Source organism: Paenibacillus lacisediminis, assembly GCF_046567315.2.
In genome coordinates this window covers 126847-146735 of record NZ_JBKIAX020000006.1, presented here as the reverse complement: position 1 = coordinate 146735, position 19889 = coordinate 126847, and the positions used below count along the sequence as shown (strand labels likewise).

Annotated in this window: 17 protein-coding genes and 1 pseudogene; 17 read left to right on the top strand and 1 reads right to left on the bottom strand. The window is 56.5% G+C overall.

Annotation, left to right across the window (positions count from 1 at the left end; genetic code table 11):
* Positions 1-65 precede the first annotated feature (65 nt).
* Entirely contained in the window at positions 66-395 is a 330-nt protein-coding gene (locus ACLD72_RS13695; RefSeq protein ID WP_410995567.1) for a hypothetical protein, read from the bottom strand.
* Positions 396-834: 439 nt separating this feature from the next.
* Between ACLD72_RS13695 and ACLD72_RS13690 the strand changes: the two genes are divergently transcribed.
* The 17 genes and pseudogenes from ACLD72_RS13690 to ACLD72_RS13610 all read left to right on the top strand — a co-directional run bounded on the left by ACLD72_RS13690 (position 835) and on the right by ACLD72_RS13610 (position 19795).
* Entirely contained in the window at positions 835-1992 is a 1158-nt protein-coding gene (locus ACLD72_RS13690; protein WP_410995568.1) for an ROK family protein, read from the top strand.
* Positions 1993-2026: 34 nt separating this feature from the next.
* Positions 2027-3031 (top strand): asparaginase, encoded by a 1005-nt coding sequence (locus ACLD72_RS13685; protein ID WP_410995569.1) that lies wholly within the window; start codon positions 2027-2029, stop codon positions 3029-3031.
* A gap of 56 nt (positions 3032-3087) precedes the next feature.
* Positions 3088-4725 carry a glutathione ABC transporter substrate-binding protein gene (locus ACLD72_RS13680; RefSeq protein WP_410995570.1) on the top strand — a complete coding sequence of 546 codons (1638 nt, stop codon included), beginning with the start codon at positions 3088-3090 and terminating at the stop codon, positions 4723-4725.
* Positions 4726-4835: 110 nt separating this feature from the next.
* A complete protein-coding gene (gene nikB, locus ACLD72_RS13675; protein WP_410995571.1) occupies positions 4836-5762 on the top strand; it encodes a nickel ABC transporter permease in 927 nt (308 codons plus the stop codon).
* Positions 5763-5809: 47 nt separating this feature from the next.
* Complete coding sequence (locus ACLD72_RS13670) at positions 5810-6727, top strand: ABC transporter permease subunit (RefSeq protein ID WP_410995572.1); 918 nt, start codon at positions 5810-5812, stop codon at positions 6725-6727.
* A gap of 15 nt (positions 6728-6742) precedes the next feature.
* Positions 6743-7753, top strand: a pseudogene (locus ACLD72_RS13665) (ABC transporter ATP-binding protein); the annotation flags it as partial.
* Positions 7754-8262: 509 nt separating this feature from the next.
* Positions 8263-9249, top strand: coding sequence for an ABC transporter ATP-binding protein (locus ACLD72_RS13660; RefSeq protein WP_410995573.1), 987 nt, complete (start codon positions 8263-8265; stop codon positions 9247-9249).
* A 383-nt stretch (positions 9250-9632) separates the two neighbouring features.
* Positions 9633-11444, top strand: a complete 1812-nt coding sequence (locus ACLD72_RS13655) for a M17 family metallopeptidase (protein WP_458475811.1) — start codon at positions 9633-9635, stop codon at positions 11442-11444.
* A 44-nt stretch (positions 11445-11488) separates the two neighbouring features.
* Positions 11489-12175 carry a copper homeostasis protein CutC gene (locus ACLD72_RS13650; protein ID WP_410995575.1) on the top strand — a complete coding sequence of 229 codons (687 nt, stop codon included), beginning with the start codon at positions 11489-11491 and terminating at the stop codon, positions 12173-12175.
* Positions 12176-12200: 25 nt separating this feature from the next.
* A complete protein-coding gene (locus ACLD72_RS13645; RefSeq protein WP_410995576.1) occupies positions 12201-13178 on the top strand; it encodes an ROK family protein in 978 nt (325 codons plus the stop codon).
* Positions 13179-13781: 603 nt separating this feature from the next.
* Positions 13782-15251 (top strand): FAD-dependent oxidoreductase, encoded by a 1470-nt coding sequence (locus ACLD72_RS13640; protein ID WP_410995686.1) that lies wholly within the window; start codon positions 13782-13784, stop codon positions 15249-15251.
* An 81-nt stretch (positions 15252-15332) separates the two neighbouring features.
* A complete protein-coding gene (locus tag ACLD72_RS13635; RefSeq protein WP_410995577.1) occupies positions 15333-15716 on the top strand; it encodes a cytochrome-c oxidase in 384 nt (127 codons plus the stop codon).
* Between the two features lie 419 nt (positions 15717-16135).
* Positions 16136-16594: a MarR family winged helix-turn-helix transcriptional regulator gene (locus ACLD72_RS13630; RefSeq protein WP_410995578.1), complete on the top strand. Its 459-nt coding sequence runs from the start codon at positions 16136-16138 to the stop codon at positions 16592-16594.
* A gap of 263 nt (positions 16595-16857) precedes the next feature.
* Positions 16858-17490, top strand: coding sequence for a nitroreductase family protein (locus ACLD72_RS13625; protein WP_410995579.1), 633 nt, complete (start codon positions 16858-16860; stop codon positions 17488-17490).
* 35 nt (positions 17491-17525) lie between these two features.
* A complete protein-coding gene (locus tag ACLD72_RS13620) occupies positions 17526-18473 on the top strand; it encodes a ring-cleaving dioxygenase (RefSeq protein WP_410995580.1) in 948 nt (315 codons plus the stop codon).
* On the top strand, positions 18473-19090 hold the full coding sequence (locus ACLD72_RS13615; RefSeq protein ID WP_410995581.1) for an alpha/beta hydrolase: 618 nt from the start codon (positions 18473-18475) through the stop codon (positions 19088-19090). Before ACLD72_RS13620 ends, ACLD72_RS13615 begins: the two co-directional genes overlap by 1 nt.
* A 429-nt stretch (positions 19091-19519) precedes the next feature.
* The gene (locus ACLD72_RS13610; protein ID WP_410995582.1) at positions 19520-19795 is read left to right on the top strand and encodes a hypothetical protein; all 276 of its coding nucleotides are present in this window, start codon (positions 19520-19522) and stop codon (positions 19793-19795) included.
* Positions 19796-19889: the final 94 nt, after the last annotated feature.

Genomic DNA, 19889 nt, shown 5'->3' with positions numbered 1-19889 from the left:
CGTTTTTGGGCGGTTGAAATGCAAAAATGCATTTGAATATCAGCGTTTTGATAAAAAAGTGACTTTTAACCGGAAATGAACTGCACATTTGCATTTAAGCCGTCCGTTTCGGGGATTTTCGACGAAATTCGCATGCACTTTTGCATTTCGCGGGGAACGTGGAAGCAGCGTAAGCCCCGCAAGCCCGCAAGCCCGCAAGCCCGCAAGCCCGCAAGCCCGCAAGCCCGCAAGCCCGCAAGCCCGCAAGCCCGCAAGCCCGCAGGCCCGCAGGCCCGCAGGCCCGCAGGCCCGTAGGCCCGCAAGCCCGTAAGCCCCGCAAGCCCCGCAAGCCCGAAAGCTCTGCAAGCCCCGCAAGCCCCCGTTTGTCCGTCTTTGACAAAACCGGGGATAAGCACGCATATCCCAGACGCCCCCCTTTTTTTCGCCCTTTCTCGCTGCCCCCTCGATTTGATAAGCCGCTAATTAGCCGCCATTCGCGGCTCCCTATGCAAAATCAGCCCTCCAAAGCTTATTCTCAATTCACTTTCCTGAGTTTATCATTTTCACTCGCCACCTTATGTTATATACATGTAAGATATTTAAGGATTTTATTATATATTTTCAATATATAACCATATCAAGCGTTTGCACAAAAATCGCGATAGAAAAATAATGTCATTTATATTGACACTCAGGAAAAGAGTCTATTATATTAATAACATCATTGGAGAATATAAAGCGGAAAAAGCAGGAATTACACGTTCTTTGAAGCAAAAATTTAGCATTATTTTACTAATTTATTTACCTGAATCCACAAGTTATTAAACCCGAGAAAATAATTCGAGGAGCTCGTTCATGAAAAAGCATGACCAGGATTTTATCAAACGGCAAAACCGGCTGACTGTATTCGAAATTATCAAAAATGAGCACCCGATCTCCCGGGCTGCGATCGCCAAGCGGACGGGGATGAGCGCCACTACGGTAAGCCGTATTGTCGGAGAACTCGCGGAGCAGGGCTATATTTCGGAATCGGAGCAGGTATCGTCCGGGCTCGGCCGGAAGTCGACGCTGCTGGACATTGCAGCCTCTTCGGTGCTGTCAATCGGAATTGAACTGGACACGCATCAAATCGGCATCGGCGTTGTGGATATGAAGGGCGACGTCGTGTTCAGCGAAGCTTACCCGCGGACGGCCGACGAAAGTCCGGACCATACGATCGTGCGCCTCGAAAGCATCATCGCTGACGGTTTGAAACGGCATGAAATCGATCGTTCGAAAGTGGTCGGTATTGGGGTGGGATTGCCCGGGATCGTCAATCATGAACAGGGCATCGTCATGTTTTCAGTCCAGCTTGGCTGGAAAAACATTCCTTTGGCGGAGCGGCTTAAAGTGCTGACCGGCTTCAACGTGGCTGTGGATAACGAGCTTAAGGTCAAAGCGCTGGCCGAGCATTTGCGGGGGGCGGCGATCGGCTCCAGCCGGACGGCGTTGCTCGGTTTCGGCAACGGGGTTGGCTCATCGCTGATTTTGGAGGGCCAAATCTACCGCGGGGACTGGAATAGCGCGGGGGAAATCGGCCATACGACAATGGACCCGAACGGTGCGCTGTGCGAATGCGGAAAAGCGGGCTGCCTGCAAACTTACATCAATATTAGCTCCTTGCTTGGCGAGGCGGGCAAAATCCGCCCGATCCGCACGATCGACGAGCTGTTTGAGGCCAGGCGCGCGGGCGAGGGTTGGGCGGTCCATTTGATCGGCCGGGCGCTGGAATACATGGCGATTACGGTGAACAACATCGTCTGTATGTATAACCCTGACAGCGTCATTTTAAGCGGAGAGCTGATCGACAGGTTCCCCGGCATTTACGAAGAAGTCGAAGCGCTTTGTAGGACCCGGTTCGTGTGGGAGCCGGTGCGCGGCTCGTTCCATATTCTTAGATCCCGGCTGAACGAGCGGGGGGTCATCATCGGTTCGGGAATCTTGGCGCAGGACTGGTTTTTTGAGCTGGATTGATTTTAACATTTGACGAAAAAAAGGAGGGCTTCATGTGAGATTTACGCCACTGGTTGAAGAGTATCGCGGCGGGGTGCTGGAGAACGTGCATTACGGCGCGGTCAGCATTGTGGACGAGCAAGGCCGCATCCTGTACCGGGCCGGCGATCCGGAGCATATGACTTTTCTGCGCTCGGCAGCTAAACCGTTTCAGGCCATTCCGGGAATGAAGCGGCGGATCGACCGGGTGTACGGTTTATCGCCGGAGGAGGCTGCGCTATTCGCGGCGTCCCACCGGGGGGAGGATTATCATATTGCGGCGCTGGAATCGATTTTGCAAAAAACGGGCGTCCGCGAGGAGCAGCTTTATTGCTGCATGACGTATCCCTTGAACGAGGAGGCCAAAGCGCAGCGGCAGCGGGCGCATGAGCCGAAGCGCAAGCTTTTCCACAATTGCTCGGGCAAACATGCCGGACTGCTGGCGCTGAGCAAGCATATGGGCTGGGATGAACAAACCTACTATTTGCCGGAGCACCCCGTACAGCGGGAAATCATCAGTACCATGGCGGAGATTGCCGAGGTTCCGGCCGCTACGATTCCGATTGGGGTGGACGGCTGTGGACTGCCGATTTTTGCCCTGCCTCTTCATAAAATCGCCTTTTCTTACCTCAAGCTCGCTTGTCCCGATTTGATCCCTGACCTGGAGGCCCGCAAGGCGGCCGCCGTGGTTGCCGCGCTGATGAACGCCAATCCCGACATGATCGCCGACCGGAAATTTGTATGCTCGGCGTTGCTCAAAGACCCCAACCTGATCGCCAAAGGCGGCGCCAAGGGGGTTTACGGCATCGGGCTGCGCAAGCAACGGCTGGGCATTTCGCTGAAAGTTTCCGACGGCTCGGAACAGGTCTGGCCCTGCATCATCGCTTCGATTTTGGAGCGCATCGGCTACGGCAACCAAGCGACGATCGACCGTCTATACGCCCTGGAACCCAACATCATCGTCAATGACGGCGGTACGGAAGTGGGCTTGCGGCGCGCGGTTTTTACCCTTGAGTCTTAAGACTGCGCGCGGCATTTTACCATAAATTTTACATGATTCAAAAGGGAGGAAATGAAATGAAGTCCAAAGGAAAAGGGTCGATCCTCATCATGCTGCTGGCCCTCGCGCTCATGATCGCGGGCTGCGGAGGCGGCGGAGGTGGTGGAGGAAATCAGGCGGGAAGCGGAGGCAACGCGGCCGGCAATGGCGGCGCACAGACCGGGGAAGGAACAACCGGAACCGCAACGCCGAAAAACGGCAACAATATCGTTATCGCCACCAACGCCAATTTCATTACACTGGATCCTCATAATACGAGCGACACGAACTCCATTACCGGAGAAAGAACGATGTACGAAGGCCTGATGGGCTTCAACGAGAATATGGAAGTCGTGCCGGTGCTCGCCGAAAGTTATAAAGAAAGCGAAGACGGCCTCATTTATACGTTCACGTTGAAGGAAAACGTCAAGTTCCATGACGGCACCGATTTTAACGCCGCGGCGGTTAAAGCCAACTTCGACCGGATTCTCGACGAAAACAACAACCTGCGAATGCGCAGAAGCTTTACGAAAGTAGCCAAGGTAGAGACGCCGGACGCCAAAACGGTTGTGGTCACCTTGACGGAGCCATACAGCGCGTTCCTGAACAAAATGGCGATGCTGCTGATCGTCAGCCCTAAAGCGCTGGAGCAGTACGGGGAGGACATTTCCCAGCACCCGGCAGGCACGGGACCGTTCAAGTTCAAGGAATGGGTACAGGGCGACCGTCTGGTCGTCGAGAAAAACGCCGATTATTGGCAGGCCGGCTTGCCGAAGGTCGACAGCGTCACCTTCAAGCCTGTGCCGGAAAACGGCTCCCGCGTCGCGATGCTAAAAACGGGAGAAGCCGATTTTATCTACCCGATGCCCACCGAGCAGGTCGCCGAAATGGAAGGCTCCGCAGACAACGTCATCGAACGGATCGATTCGACGATCGTGCGTTACGTCACGTTGAACACGCTGAAAAAGCCGTTTGACGACATCCGGGTACGCCAGGCGATCAACTATGCGCTGGACAAGGAAGCGTACATCAAGGTCGTCAAATCCGGGGAAGCCTCCAAGCTCGACTCGACGATGTCGTCCAAAACCCAGTATTACACGCAGCAAACCGGTTACGATTACGACCTTGAAAAAGCGAAGCAGCTGCTGGCGGATGCCGGTTATCCGGACGGTTTTGCCGCTGAAATTTGGGGCGAAAACGACTCCGAAACGATCAAAGGCATGCAGTTTATCCAGCAGCAGCTGGCGCTCGCCGGGATCAAGCTTGACGTGAAATCGATGGAAGGCGGCACGCTTTCCGAGCAAATCAACTCGGCGGCCACGCCGGAAGAGGCCAAAATCCAAATGTGGTACGTCAGCTGGTCGCCTTCTTCGGGTGATGCGGACGGCGCGACGAGAGGCCTGTTCAGCAGCGAAATGTTCCCGCCGGCCGGCTCCAACACGGCGTATTACAAAAACGACAATGTCGATCAGTGGATCAAAGATGCCAACAAAACGGTTGACGCCGAAAAGGCCAAAACGATCTATGCCGACATTCAAAAGACGATCTGGGAGGACGCTCCTTGGGCCTTCCTTGGCGTGGACCAAATCGTCTCCGGCAAGAAATCTTATATTGATGGCGTGAAAATGTTCCCCGACGGTTCCATCAACGTGCTGAATGCCGAAGTGAAGCAATAATTCGATTTTGATTCATCATCGGAGGTTTGGGGATGACAAGACGGGGGCTGCTTCTCAAGGTTCATGGGAAGCGGCCTTCGTTTCATTCAAGCTAAAGGAGGGCTAGGCAGGTGGGAAGATACGCGCTGCAAAGGCTCATCGGGGTAATTCCGCTCATGTTCGTCGTTTCCGTGCTCGTTTTTTTGTTTATCCACTTAATTCCCGGCGACCCGGCCCGGCTTATTGCCGGCAAGGAAGCGACGCTTGAGGAAATTCAGGGCATCCGGTCCGAGCTCGGCCTCGACCAGCCAATTTGGAAGCAGTATATCGATTACTTAGGCGATTTGCTTCGCGGTGACCTGGGCAAATCGCTGAAAACCGGACAGCCGGTTACGGACATGCTGAGCAGCCGGTTTATGCCGACGATTTGGCTGACGCTCTTCAGCATGGTTTGGGCGCTGATCATCGGGATTTTGATCGGTATTATATCGGCGGTAAAAAGAAATAAATGGCCCGATTACGCCGGAATGCTGACGGCCATATCGGGGATCTCCATTCCCGGCTTTTGGCTTGGCCTGGTGTTGATCCAGATTTTTTCGGTGGAGCTTGGATGGCTTCCGACCGGAGGCGTCGATTCTTGGAAAGGTTACGTGCTGCCGTCGATCACCTTGGGCGCCGGGATTATGTCGATGCTGGCCCGTTTTTCCCGGTCATCGATGCTGGAGACGATGCGGGAGGATTACATCCGCACCGGCCGGGCCAAAGGCCTGCGGGAATTCGTTGTCGTCGGGCGCCATGCGCTGCGCAATTCGCTGATTCAGGTCGTTACCGTGGCCGGGCTGCAGTTTGGCTTCCTGCTGGGCGGTTCGGTGATGGTGGAGACGGTGTTCAGCATCCCTGGGCTCGGACGGCTGCTCGTCGATTCCATCCAGTTCCGCGATTACACCGTCATTCAAGCCGAGCTGCTGCTGTTTGCCGCGGAGTTTATTTTGATCAATCTGATCGTGGATTTGCTGTACGGCGTGTTGAATCCGAAAATCCGCTACGCGGGGAACTAGGGCGGTTTCGTATACGGAAATGAGCAAAAGATTCGGGAGGGGATTCCATGAACGACCAATTGCAACCGGCGAACGGGGCGTCCGTTTTGACCGCGCCGGCCTCTCCGGCCGCAGAACGGCCGCCGAGAGGCCGCGCCGCCGAGTTTTGGCGCAAATTTTGCCAGCAGCGGATGGCGCTGGCGGCGGGCATTTTCATTATTTTGCTTTTTATCGTGGCCCTTTTTGGCCCTTATTTGACGCCGTACGATCCGGATGCGCCGAATTACGACGAGTTGACGCTTGGTCCCTCGGCCCACCACTGGGCGGGAACGGACGAATACGGCCGGGACATACTCAGCCGTCTGATCGCGGGAACGCGTTTGTCGCTGGCGGTCAGCTTAAGCTCGGTGTTTATCGTCGCGGTGATCGGGACGTTTCTTGGGCTGCTTAGCGGCTATTACGGCGGCTGGCTCGACCGGCTTATTATGAGAGGGAGCGATGTGCTGTTTTCGTTCCCGGATATTTTGCTTGCGATCGGAATCGTGGCGATTTTGGGACCCGGTCTAACGAATGTTGTTATCGCGGTCGCTGTCTTCGGCATCCCATCGTTTGCCCGGGTGATCCGCAGCGTAACGCTGGCGGCCAAAGAGTCGGTGTTCGTCGAGGCGGCCCGGTCGATGGGGGCGAAGCACCGCCGGATCATTTGGCGGCATATTTTTCCCGAAACTTTGCCCAGCGTGATCGTCAACTTGACGATGAAGATCGGGACGGCGATTTTGGCCGCGTCTTCACTGAGCTTTCTGGGCATGGGCGCGAAGACGAGCGAGCCGGATTGGGGCGCCATGCTGAGCATGGGCCGGGATTATTTGAGCATCGCTCCGCATATCGTGTATTTTCCGGGGGTGGCTATTTTTTTGACGGTGCTTGCCTTTAATTTGGTCGGGGACGGGTTGCGCGACGCTCTGGATCCCAAGATGAAAAACTAATGGGGGTGAAGGGCTGTGACGCAGACATTGCTTGAAGTAAAGGGGCTGAAAACGGAGTTCCGGCGGGAAGGTGGTGGTGTGTTGGCGGTGGCTGGGATCGATTTTTACATCGGCAAAGGAGAGGTGCTGGGGCTGGTCGGCGAGTCCGGCTGCGGAAAAAGCGTAACCTCGCTGTCGATCATGCGGCTGCTCAAGGATACGCCGGGCCGGATTGCCGCCGGCGAAGTACGGTTTGAAGGAACGGATCTGGTTTCGCTCAAAGAGCAGGATATGCGGCGGATTCGGGGCAAGGAGCTGGCGATGATTTTTCAGGAGCCTATGACGTCGCTGAATCCGGTGCTGCGGATCGGAAAGCAGCTCGAAGAACCGATCCGGCTGCACCTCGGGTACGACCGGAAACGGGCGCGCGAGCACGCGGTCCATATGCTGAACCTGGTCGGGATTCCGCGGGCGGAGGAAGTGATGAACGACTACCCCCACCAGTTGTCCGGGGGCATGCGGCAACGAGTGATGATCGCGATGGCGATGTCGTGCCACCCGAAGCTGCTGATTGCCGACGAGCCGACGACGGCGCTCGACGTGACCATTCAGGCGCAAATCCTCGATTTGATGCGGCGGCTGAAGGAGGAGCGGCAGATGGGTATGCTGCTCATCACGCACGACCTTGGCGTTGTGGCGGAAATGTGCGACCGGGTCGTCGTCATGTATGCCGGACGGGTGGTCGAGCAAGGCCCCGTGGAGGAACTGTTCGAAAATCCGCAGCATCCTTACACCCAGGGGCTGATCCGGTCTGTGCCAAAGCTGCGGCAAAAGGTGCGCCGGCTCGACTCGATTCCGGGCAACGTCCCGGACCTGGCGCATATGCCGGCCGGCTGCAAATTTGCGCCCCGCTGCCCGCATGCGGCCGAACGCTGCCTGACGCAGGAGCCGGAGTTGCTTCCGGTGGGCGGGGCGTACAAGGGCGAGGCCGGTATGGGCCGCTTAAGCCGGTGTTGGCTGGTGGAAGAGGGGAGCGCATGGAATGGCGCTGGCCCCGGGGCCGGGGACGGTAGGAGTGTCCCGGATGCGGAAAGAGTTGATGATGGAGGAGCGAAGCCGCTTGGCGGTGCTGCGGATGCGGTAAGAGCCGGTGATGCAGGTGCAAAGCCGCTTGGTGGTGCCGCGGAAGCGGTAAGAGCCGGTGATGCAGGTGCAAAGCCGCCTGGCGGTGCCGCGGAAGCGGTAAGAGTCGGTGATGCAGGTGCAAAGCCGCTTGGTGGTGCCGCGGAAGCGGTAAGAGCCGGTAATGCAGGTGCAAAGCCGCCTGGCAACGCCGCAGAGACGGCAAAAGCTACGAGGCTTGAAGAGGAAGGAGTGGATCGGTGATGATGGGATCGACAGAGCTGCGGAAGGAGCGGGAAGCAGGGGCGCGGCTTGCTGCCGGAAGCACGTTCGAGGCACAGCCCGCATCCGGGAGCACGTTCGGGGACATATCCGAGAGCTCGTCCGGGTCGCAGCCCACAGCTGGGAGCACGATCGGGAGCATGTCCGGGAGCATGTCCGGGTCGCAGCCCACGTCCGGGACGCCGCTCGTTGAAGTGAAGGAGCTGCGGAAATCTTTTGCCGTCCGTAAAGGCTGGTTTGGGACTAGCCGCGAATTATGGGCGGTCGATGGCATCTCGTTTGCTATCCGCAAAGGAGAGACGTTCAGCCTGGTTGGGGAAAGCGGCTGCGGCAAATCGACGACAGGGCGGCTGGTGAACCGTTTGCTCCGGCCGAGCGCCGGCGAAGTCTGGTTTAACGGCCAGAACATCGGCGGACTTAGCGAAGACAAGATGCGCCCGCTCCGTAAGGAGATGCAAATGGTGTTCCAGGACCCTTACGCCTCGCTGAATCCGCGCATGAAGGTGAAGGAGCTCGTCGCCGAACCGCTGCTGATTCATACCAAGCTAAGCGGTGTGGAGCGCGACAAGCTGGCCCGCGAGCTGCTGGAAACCGTCGGGCTGAACAGCTACCATGCCGAGCGGTTCGCCCATGAATTCAGCGGCGGGCAGCGGCAGCGGATCGGCATCGCCCGCGCACTGTCGGTGCGACCGAGCCTGATCATCGCCGATGAGCCGGTGTCGGCGCTCGATGTGTCCATCCAGTCGCAGGTGCTGAACCTGATGCAGGATCTGCAGGAGGAGTACGGGCTCACGTACCTGTTCATTTCCCACGATCTCAGCGTCGTCGAGCATATCAGCGATCGGATCGGCGTTATGTATCTCGGGGCGCTTGTGGAAACGGCGGCCAAGGACGATCTGTACGACCATCCGCTGCATCCGTATACGCAGGCCCTGCTGTCCTCCGTGCCGGTGCCCGACCCGAAGCTGAAAAAGGAGCGGATTATTTTGAAAGGCGATTTGCCCAGCCCGGTCAATCCTCCATCAGGCTGCCGCTTTCACACGCGCTGCTCGGCCTGCATGGAAATCTGCAAGCAGGCGGTACCCGAGTTCAAGGAAGTGAAGCCAGGCCATCAGGTGGCCTGCCATTTGTACAACTAGTGGAATGGCCAGGAAACCTGGAAATAACGTATTGAGGCGGATATAGGCGAAGTCGCAACATTAACAGTAACTGGAGCACGAACAGCAAATAGCAACTGTAATGGCACCCTAACCGAAAAGCGAATGTGGCCGGCTGGCCGCACAAATCAAATATGGTTGGCCCAACGCCGGCATGCCGCTCTAACGGACACCAGCGCCCTTATTGGGGTAAAATCCACGGGTTTTAAAATGTAACGGTCACCACAGACCTTATTTGGCATTGATGCGTACGTTTCCGGCTTTTTTCGAGCAAATAGCGACTCTCCTGTCCGTTAGAAGTTAAAACGGCGGCTTTTCAGGCGAATAAGGTCGTTTGGGTCCGTTAGGCACCGACGCGGTGGGATTTGCCCTACGTTCGTGTTATTCAGGAGCCAACTACTAATTTGTCCGGTGTAAGAGGAATTCGAGCATTATTCAAACATTATTCAAACACCCGTAACCGCAATCAGATCCATAGTGATGAAGGAGGGGTAGCGATGCAAATTACGATAGACACCGGGAACCGGCGGGCGGGAGAAACGCTCGTGTGCCCGGCTTATGAGGGCGAGCCGTTTGCTTTGCCGCTGCGGGACAAGTACAAGCACCGCGGCGCCGCTACATGGCTGTATGCCCGGCAGGACGGGGAGGCCGACATATTTGCCGTCGGCCTGGGCCAGCGGGGCAGCGAAACGCTGGAGGCGGTGCGGCGCGCCGGCGGGACTGCGGCCCGTGCGCTGCTGCGCGAAGGGCGTGCTGCCGCCGTGCTGGTGCGCGGGGCCAGCGGCGCAGCGGGCAGCGCGGTGGCTGGTGCTGAAGCAAGCGCGGCAGAAGGCGGCGAGGTACACACAGCGACGTCGGACAGCCACGCGTCAAACACCGCGCCAATAACGGTGGAAGGCACCGTGACAGACGCAACAGTCAGCCCTACTTTAAGCGCCGCATCACATGCTGCCGCTACAGGGAGCGGCACCACTCCCGCCCCCAAGCACGCCGCCACAAGTGCTGCAGCCACCGCTGCTACCTCAGCCGCAGCCTGGCTGCAGGCCTGGCTCGAAGGCTGGCTGCTTGGGCTCTACCGCTTCGACAAGTACCGCGGGCACACCCGCTCCGGTGCCAGCGTAGAGCTGATTGTGCGCCACGCAGATTGGCCCGAGTTGTCTTTGCGGCAGCTGGAAGACACACGCGAAACGGCACAGATTCGGGCGGAAGGCGCGATGCTGGCCCGCGACCTGGTGAATGAGCCGCCCGACGCCTTGAATCCGGAGCGCTTCGCGGCCCGGGTGCAAAGCCATTTTGCGGGGACGCCGGTACGCATCCGCGTGTACAAAGGGCAGGAGCTCGCCGGCCGCGAGATGAACGGGCTGCTGGCCGTGGGCGCGGGAAGCAAGCAGGCGCCCGCGCTGATTGAGCTGCTGTATGAGGGCGGATCCCCCGATTTGCCGCTGCTCGCCCTGGTCGGCAAAGGCGTCACCTTCGATATGGGCGGCATGAACGTGAAGACCGGCCGCGACATCAGCGACGCCCGCATGGACATGGGCGGAGCGGCCGCCGTCATCGGTGCGCTCGACATCCTCGTGCGCCAGCGCGCCGCCGTCCGCGTCGCCGCACTGATCGCGGTCGCGGACAATTTACCGGACGCTCGCGCAATGTTGCCCTCGTCGGTCATCCGCTATCCGAACGGCCTGACCGTGCAGGTGGCCAACACTGACGGCGAGGGCCGGCTGATCCTCGCCGACGCACTGCTTCACGCCGCCAAGCTGGGCGCGGCGGAGGCGATCGATATCGCCACGCTTACCGGCAATGTCGGTCAGGCGTTGGGCTTGGGCATCGCGGCAATTCTGGGCGATGACGGCATGAGCCGGGCACTTGTGGACATCGGCGAGCTTAACGGGGAGCGGTTGTGGCCGATGCCGCTGATGGACGAGTACGAAGCGGAGCTGCGCAGCGATTACGCCGATTTGCGCAACGTCGGCACCTCGGGCATGGCGGGGGCGATCATTGCCGCGTTGTTCATCCGCAAATTCGTTGACCCATCGATGAAGTGGGTTCATATCGATATGGCCGGAACGGTCCAGTATAAGCAGGAGGTCGGATACTCTGCGGCGGGAGCGACCGGTTACGGGGCGCGGCTGCTGGCGGATTACGCGATGCGGCGCTTCAGCCCAGAGTTGCAGTGAACCGCAAACGGATTCCAAGGGCCGAAAGGAGGCAGCAGATTCAGATGATTTTAGAGGTAATTGCAACATGCGTGGAGGACGCCGTCGTGGCCGAGGCAAACGGGGCGAATCGGATTGAGTTGATCACCGCGATGACGGAGGGCGGGCTTACGCCCGGCATCGGCATGATCCGGGAAGCGGTTCGTGCGGTCCGGATTCCCGTGCACGTCATGGTCCGGCCGCACAGCCGTACCTTTGTGTACGGCGAGCCGGATCTAAGGACGATGGAAGCGGAAATTCGAGCGATTGCCGAAGCAGGAGCCGCCGGCATCGTCATCGGCGCCTTAAACGCGGATCACACCATCGACGAAGCGGCGCTGGAACGTTTTCTGCTCCCGGCGGCAGGGCTTCAGGTGACCTTTCATCGTGCGTTCGACGAGCTTACGGACCAGCAGGCCGGCCTGCGAACCCTGATGCGCTGCCCGCAGGTCACCCGTGTACTGACTTCGGGAGGCCCGAAGCCCGCAACGGAAGCGATGCCCACCATCCGGGAGCTGGTGCGGGAATCGCGCGGCAGTTCGTTAACCATCCTCGCGGGGCATGGGCTGAACCTGGAAACGATCGAAACGTTTGTGGCGGAGACGGGCGTCACTGAGGTGCATTTCGGCTCCGCCGTCCGCAAGAACGGGAACGGACTGGCCCCGCTCGATCCGGTCAAGCTGCGAGCGCTGGCCGATCATCTGCATCATTAATAAACATATCGACATAGCGGAAAAGGTGAACTTATTGCATACATCACATCAATATGTTGTTGGCATCGATTTGGGCGGGACGAAGATCGCAGCCGCGTTGTTCGATCCTGCGGGAGCAATCATTTCACGAGAGCAGATGGAAACGTCCGGCGCCCGTACGGCTGAGGAAGTTGTGCAGCGCATGGTCTCAATGATCCGGACTGTCTCAGCGGATTACCCGTTGGCCGGCGTCGGGCTGGCGTCTCCCGGGGCGGTTGATAGCCGGGAAGGCATTGCGTTAAACGGAACCAACCTTCCGGAATGGAATCATGTTCCCCTCAAAAAATGGATGGAAAAAGACCTTGGCGTAGAGGTCAAGGTGGTCAATGACGCGAATGCCGCCGCCTGGGGCGAATATGTCCACGGCGCCGGCAAGGGCGCGGAGAATATGGTTTACATCACCTTCAGCACCGGCGTGGGCGCCGGCATTGTGCTGGACGGGAAGCTGCTGCTCGGTTCCCGCTCGTTTGCCGGGGAGCTGGGCCACACCGTGATCGACCCCAGCGGCGCGCCCTGCAGCTGCGGTAACCGCGGCTGTTGGGAGACCTTTGCTTCCGGGACGGCGATTCGCGATTACGCCCTCTCCTTAATGCGGGAGCGTGAATCCCTGATCAGGACCCTGGCCGACGAGCAGGGTGAAGCTATTTCGGCCAAGCATGTTTTTGAAGCGCAAAAACAGGGCGATGCCGTAGCGATCGACGTTATCCGCCGGGCCGTTCATTATATGGGCCTGGGGTTGGCCAATGTCATCCATATCTTTAACCCGGACCGGATCGTGATTGGCGGAGGAGTGAGCCGTGCGGGCGATCAGCTTTTTCCGGCGCTAAGGGCGGAGACGGAGCGCTTTGTGATGGCGCCTTACCGCCAAAGCTACACCCTCGTCCCGGCGGGCTTAAACGACGATGTGGGATTGATCGGCGCCGCCGCGTTGTTCCATACGAATCCGCCGCAATCCGCAAATTGAATAGACTCCTTGTGTTATTTTCCCTGTGGCGAATGCTTGCTTAGGAAACGACAAGCTCTTGAGGAGCTTTTCGGCAATCGCTGCGGGGAATTTTCACATTGGGTCAAAATATTGCATGGGTTAATGATATAATCTGGATATCTATTTTTCGAAAGAGATAAAATAGCAGCATATGACTAGGATTGCTCTTGAATTAACGAGTGCGTTGATGGTGGCAGAGCCGACCGAATGAAGGCTAACGGACCTGAGCGACCTTATTTGCCTGAAAAAATGCCAATTTCATTTCTAAAGGACAGGAGAGCCGCTATTTGCTCGAAAAAGGCCGGATAATTGCATGTAAATGCCGAATAATGTCGGTGGTGTCCGTTACATTTTGAAAGCTGCGAATTTCACTCAAATAACGGCGCTGGTGCCCGTTAGGACTGTAGGTCGGCGGTCGGCAGGCCACACATTCACTTTACCCGTCCTGTTCGCCACATCGGATTTATGCGTTCATTCAATCATATAAGCTTTACGCGTTCAGATGGCCGCATTAGCTTTGTGGTTATGCTATACATGTTATCTTCGGATCGTTCTACTAGGTGGGGGGAGAATTGTCGCTTGATGAAATTTAGGTTGCCAAAGTACATGCGAATTGTGATGGCTGTGTTGATCGCCGCCATCGTCCTTCAGGGGACAGATCCTTTGATGGGGGCTTCCTCGGCTTCCGCACAAACCGGGACTCCGAAATGCGGACCGGGCTGCAGCCGTTATGACGTCGTTCTGATCGGCAGTGAAATTGAGGGGGTATTGCTGGCCAAGTCGGCCCATGATTTGGGATTAAGTGTACTCATTCTTGATCCGCGCGGCAAGCCGGGCGGCGAATTAATCCAGGGGCAGATGCTGGTGCTGGACGAGCCGAACGACAACCGGAAGCGCAGTTTGGTGCAGGGCGAGCTGAAGCCGCTGTACGACGGATACAAAGCCGGGAAAATCCGCAAGCTGCCTGCCTTTGAACGGTTTTACGGTCAGTTGATCCAGGGCATCCCGCTGCGCAGCGGCATCGCGATCGAAGGGGTGGACATCGTTCCCCAAGGGAAGGGGAAATCGCTCAAATCGCTGACGTATCGGGCGAGAGATGGAAAAAGGTATACGGTGCAGGCCGGTTATTTTGTGGAAAACACCGATTTCGCCGCCCTGGCCAGCAAGCTTGGAGGCAAGCGGATTCCCGGCATGGAGAGCATCTATGACGGCAAGAAGCCGGATTACATGGCGGCTACTTACATGCTTCCCGTCAAAAACGTCAATTGGAACAAGCTGCATCAAGCTGTGCTGGAGGATTATCCGCTTACCAACGTACAGAAGAAATACGGCCCCAACACTTATGTGGATTGGCATTTCGCCACGGGGTTCAGCAATCTGACTTTTAATTATAAACCGCACGACTCGCAACTCGTGCTCCGGGGGCTTAATGCCACGTATCAAAAAGACGGCGAGGTGATCATCAACAGCCTGCTGATTTACGACGTGAACCCGGCGGATCCTCAATCGGTAGCGTCGGCCGTCAGCCGGGCCAAGGCGGAAGCGCCCGATATCGTCAAATATTTGCGCAAGCATATTCCCGGTTTCGAGAAAGCTGAGTTAAACGGGTATCCGGAATATTTGTACATCCGCGACTTCGACCGCTATGAAACGGAATACGTGCTGGATTACCCTGATTTGCAGTCGAGCCGGATGTTTTGGGATAACGTCAGCATCGGTGGATATCCGATCGATTTGCAAGGCACCCGCGCCATTGCGAAGGGGATCGGCTACGGCAAACCGGACCGGTACGGGATCCCGCTGCGTTCTTTTGAATTGAAGTCTTACGACAACATACTGGTAGCCGGGAAAAATATCGGGGCCAAAATTAAAGCTTACGGCAGCGCCAGGGTCATTCCGACCACCGGTTTGGCCGGGGAAACGATCGGCATCATTCTCGGGCATGAATGGAAGCAGAACCATAAACGCTTGAATCAGCTGACGGCGGCCGATTTTGAACGGATCCACGATTATTTGGCCAAAGATTACGGGATCGCCCTCACCGGAAAGTGACGGGCATCTTCACGAATATTCCTGCCGATTGGGACATATTTTTGAACATGCAAAAAAATTGACCAAGCAGGGGGCATGGCTGTGGGGATCGCGTATATTAGGATTTCCGTCATTTATTTTATCGCCGGTGTATTGTTGGGCATGTATATGTCGATGGGGCATGCACATGAACTGGAGAGCGTGCACGCGCATGTCAATTTGCTGGGGTGGGCTTCGTTTGCGCTGGCCGGGCTGATTTATGTGCTGTTCCCGAAGGCCGGAGAAAGCTTGCTTAGCAAAATCCAATTCTGGACCTATTCGCTTGGCCTGCCGATCATGATGATCAGCCTCGCCTTCCTGGAGTTGGGTTCGGAGCAATTTGAGCCTCTGGTGGCGATCGGCGGAATTCTGGTCGTGTTCAGCGTTGTTTTGTTTGCCGCCAATGTATTGCTGCACGTGCATCCCAAGCTGCCCGGCGGCAAGTAGTGATGCTGCTGGACTCCTTTGGGGAAAGCAGGGCAGTGGACGGTATGGGGCAGGACAGGAAAGTTGGACCAAGTGCAAAAGTGCATGCGAATTTTGTCAAAACCTCCCGAAACTAACCGGCGAATTGCAAAAGTGCAGGTCAATTTCACCATTTTGAGCCAATTTGTTTCTAAGTCCCATTTTCAACTGCACTTTTGCATCTTATCGCCCTAATAGCCGGAATTCGACTCATTTCAACTGCACTTTTGCATCTCGCGGCAATGCTTCTGCTTCTTTTCAACATAAAGGCTTGACATCATCAAAATAATATCTTAATATTAAGACAAATAGATTTAAGATTCTTAAAGACTTATGGAAACCGTCGCGTATCATCTAAGAAAAATGTAACTACATGAACAAATGTTTGGAGGTGAACCATCGTGGATAGAGTGCAAAACGAGGCTTTGTATCTGTTGGTTGTACTATCCCGGGCAAGCCAATGGGTGCATGCTCACAGCGACAAATCGATCCGTGAGTACGGGTTGACCCGCACCGAATTCGGCGTGTTGGAACTGCTGTACCACAAGGGGCGCCAGCCAACCCAGCAGATCGGCAACAAAGTGCTGATGAGCAGCGGCAACATTACGTACACGGTCGACAAGCTGGAGAAGAAGGGATTTGTGGCCCGTAAAACCTGCAAGGAAGACCGGCGTCTGGTGTATGCGGAAATTACTGAGCAGGGTAAGCAATTTATCGAAGAAGTGTTCCCCCGGCATACGAAACTGATTGAAGAGGTGATGGGCGGGCTGTCGCCGGAGGAAATGCAAACGGCCGCCAAACTGTTGAAAAAGCTGGGCAAACATGCCGAAGAAAGCTACAAGGAAGAGGGCTTCAAATAGACAAGAATCGGCCGATAGGTTTGATGGCAAGGTGAAACGATAGGTTCGTTGGATAGAATCGCTGAATAGCTGAATAGGAACGCTGAATCGCTGGATAGGTTTACTGAATGGGAGCGTTGAATAAGGTTTGCTCGACAGGTTCGTTGCATAGGATTTCTGGGGCGTCTTTTGGATGACCCCGACCTGCTGCCACCCAAATATCTTAATATAGAGATTCTTTAAATGCTTATATTTTATGTTTCCAAGGTGAAGGAGGAGCAATTATGACTGATCATGATTTCGCATCATTAGTTAAATCCCGCCGTTCGGCGAATAAATTTATCCCGGGTGTGGAAATGGATAACAAGGAACTGGATGAGATGTTCAATCTTGCTAAATATGCCCCGTCGGCGTTTAATCTGCAGCATGCCCATTATGTGGTCGTAAAAGACCCCGATTTGAAGGAAAAAGTATACGAAGCGGCGGGAAAACAATACAAAGTCCGGACCGCTTCGGCAGCGATCCTGGTGTTGGGCAAACTCGACGCCCACAAGGACGCCGCGGCGATGAATGAAGGGCTGCTTAATCTGGGCGTGCTCAGCAAGCAGGAATACGATCAACTCGTCTCGTCCACGATCGGTTTCTATGAGAGCCGGGGCGAGGAATTTATGCGGGATGAAGCGATCCGCAGCGCCAGCCTGTCGGCCATGCAGTTTATGCTGATCGCCAAAGACAAGGGCTGGGACACATGCCCGATGATCGGCTTTAACCCGGACGAAATGCGCAAGCTGCTGCAGGTCCCGGACAATTACGTCCCGGCCATGCTTATCGCGATCGGCAAGGAGGATACTTCCAGCTTCCGTCCGCGCGGTTACCGCAAACCGGTTGGGGAATTTGTCAGCTATAACAAGTTTTGAAACGAATATTACCCACAAAAAAGGAGAGATCAGTCATGATTCAACCGACGACAGGGATTCACCATATTACCGCTTTTGCTTCCGATCCACAGAAAAATGTCGATTTTTATACGGGTGTGCTCGGATTGCGTCTGGTTAAAAAAACGATCAATTTCGACGCGCCGGAAGTTTACCATCTGTATTTTGGCGATGAGGCAGGCAGTCCGGGATCGATTATGACCTTTTTCCCGACGGCGGGAGCCAGACGCGGCCGGGTCGGAGCCGGCCAGGTGGGGATTACCGTGTACGCCATTCCGGAGGGCGCGATGCCGTTCTGGCGGGAACGGCTGCGGAAATTCGGCATTTCCACGACCGACACGCACCGCTTCGGCGAAACGTATTTGCATTTCCGCGATGGCGACGGGCTGCAGATCGAGCTGGTCGAACGGGCGGCCGGACCGCTCAGCACCTGGTCGTTCGGCGGCGTTCCGGCGGATAAGGCGATCAAAGGCTTTGGCGGCGCAGTGCTGTACAGTGCGACTCCGGACAAAACGGCCGGACTGCTGGAGCAAGTGATGGGCCTGAAAAAGCTCGGCGAAGACGAATTTTATGCCCGCTTTAAAGCGGAGGGAGACCTGGGCGACGTCATTGACGTCAACGTTAAGCCGATGGAATACGGCGCGGGCGGCGCCGGTACGGTGCACCACATCGCCTGGCGGGCCCGGGATTTCGCCGAGCATGAAGCGTGGAGAGAGCGGGTCGCCGAGCATGGGTACCGGCCGACGCCGATCGTCGACCGGCAGTATTTTCACGCGCTGTACTTCCGGGAGGAAGGGGGGATCCTGTTCGAAGTCGCCACGAACCCGCCGGGCTTCGCAAATGACGAAGATCCGGAGCATTTGGGCGAAAAGCTGATGCTGCCGGCTTGGTACGAGCCGCAACGCGAGGCGATCGAGCAAATCTTAACCCCGATCGAAGTACGGGTGCTTAAGGAGGACCTGTGATGAAGCATATTTTTAAGCCGGGTACGGGGAGCGGCGGGCCGGCGGCTCCTCCGTTGCTCCTGCTTCACGGTACCGGCGGGACGGAAACCGATCTGCTGCCGCTGGCCGAGATCATTTCGCCCGCGTCGCCAGTGCTTAGCGTCAGAGGCAATGTGCTGGAGAACGGGATGCCGCGGTTTTTCCGGCGGCTGGCGTCTGGCGTCTTCGACGAGGAAGATCTCGTGCTCCGCACGCGAGAGCTCAATGACTTCCTGGACGAAGCGGCGGAGCAATACGGCTTTGACCGGCGCGCCTTGGTCGCGGTTGGTTACTCCAACGGGGCCAATATTGCGGCCAGCCTGTTGTTTCATTATCCGCAGGCGCTCAGCGGAGCGATTTTGCACCACCCGATGGTGCCGCGCCGCGGCGTGGAGCTGCCGGACATGACCGGGCTGCCGGTCTTTATCGGGGCGGGACGTTACGACGCCATGTCCCCGGCGCGGGAAACCGAGGAACTGGAGCGGCTATTAAGCGGGGCAGGGGCCGATGTGCATGTCCACTGGGAACCATACGGCCATCAGTTGACGCCAACCGAAGTAGACGCAGCCGCCGCCTGGTTCCGGCAAAACTTTTCATAATTGATATCAATTTGATCCTCTTCCTGCTTGGGAGAGGATTTTTTTCACCTTATAGAATATTATAAAACTTCGGCATGGTAGGTAAAGGGCGAAGCGCAGGTAGAGAGGGGAGGAGAAGAGGAATCTGGGGGCTAAGGGACACCAGAGCCGTTATTTTCGAAAAAACGGAGGTTTGCAGAATGTAAACGGACACAGAAGACCTTATTTACCTCAAATTGGCCCGAATGTGCTGGTTTTAAGCCAAATAGAGTCACGTGGGTCCGTTAGCCTGGGAAATACCCAGGAAATGGGCGGGTAAGGTCGCTGGTGTCCGTTAGAGCGGCGTCCAAAGTTTAGGAAGAGCCAATCGCCCCAAAGTAGAAGTTAGAACTATTAAAGGACACCGTCAGGCGTTTTTCTTATTTTCGGGCAAGGAGGGGACGCGCGGTTATGATTGCGGATGCTGCCCGGAACCGCAGCAATAGCGGTAAAAAAGGGCGTTATTTTCGGCGAAAAAGGAGTTCAGGGAAAATAGGGGAACTTTTTACCGCTATCTTGGGTGATGAGCTGACAAAGGCGCCCATTCCCATGCTTGGCAGAAGAATAGGGACAAAAAGTTCCGCTATTTCGCGAGTGAAGGGCGAATCTCAAGAAATAGGCACACAAATTACCGTTATTTCCGTGCGCCGACAAATTTCCGTGCGCTGGCGAGCCTCAGTGTCATAGCAGCGGGCCCCTCCATCGGAGGAGCCGTGATTGAGGCCGGATACAGCCTTACATCATCTTTATGGGTGGGCTTTATTTTTGCTGACAAAGGGAT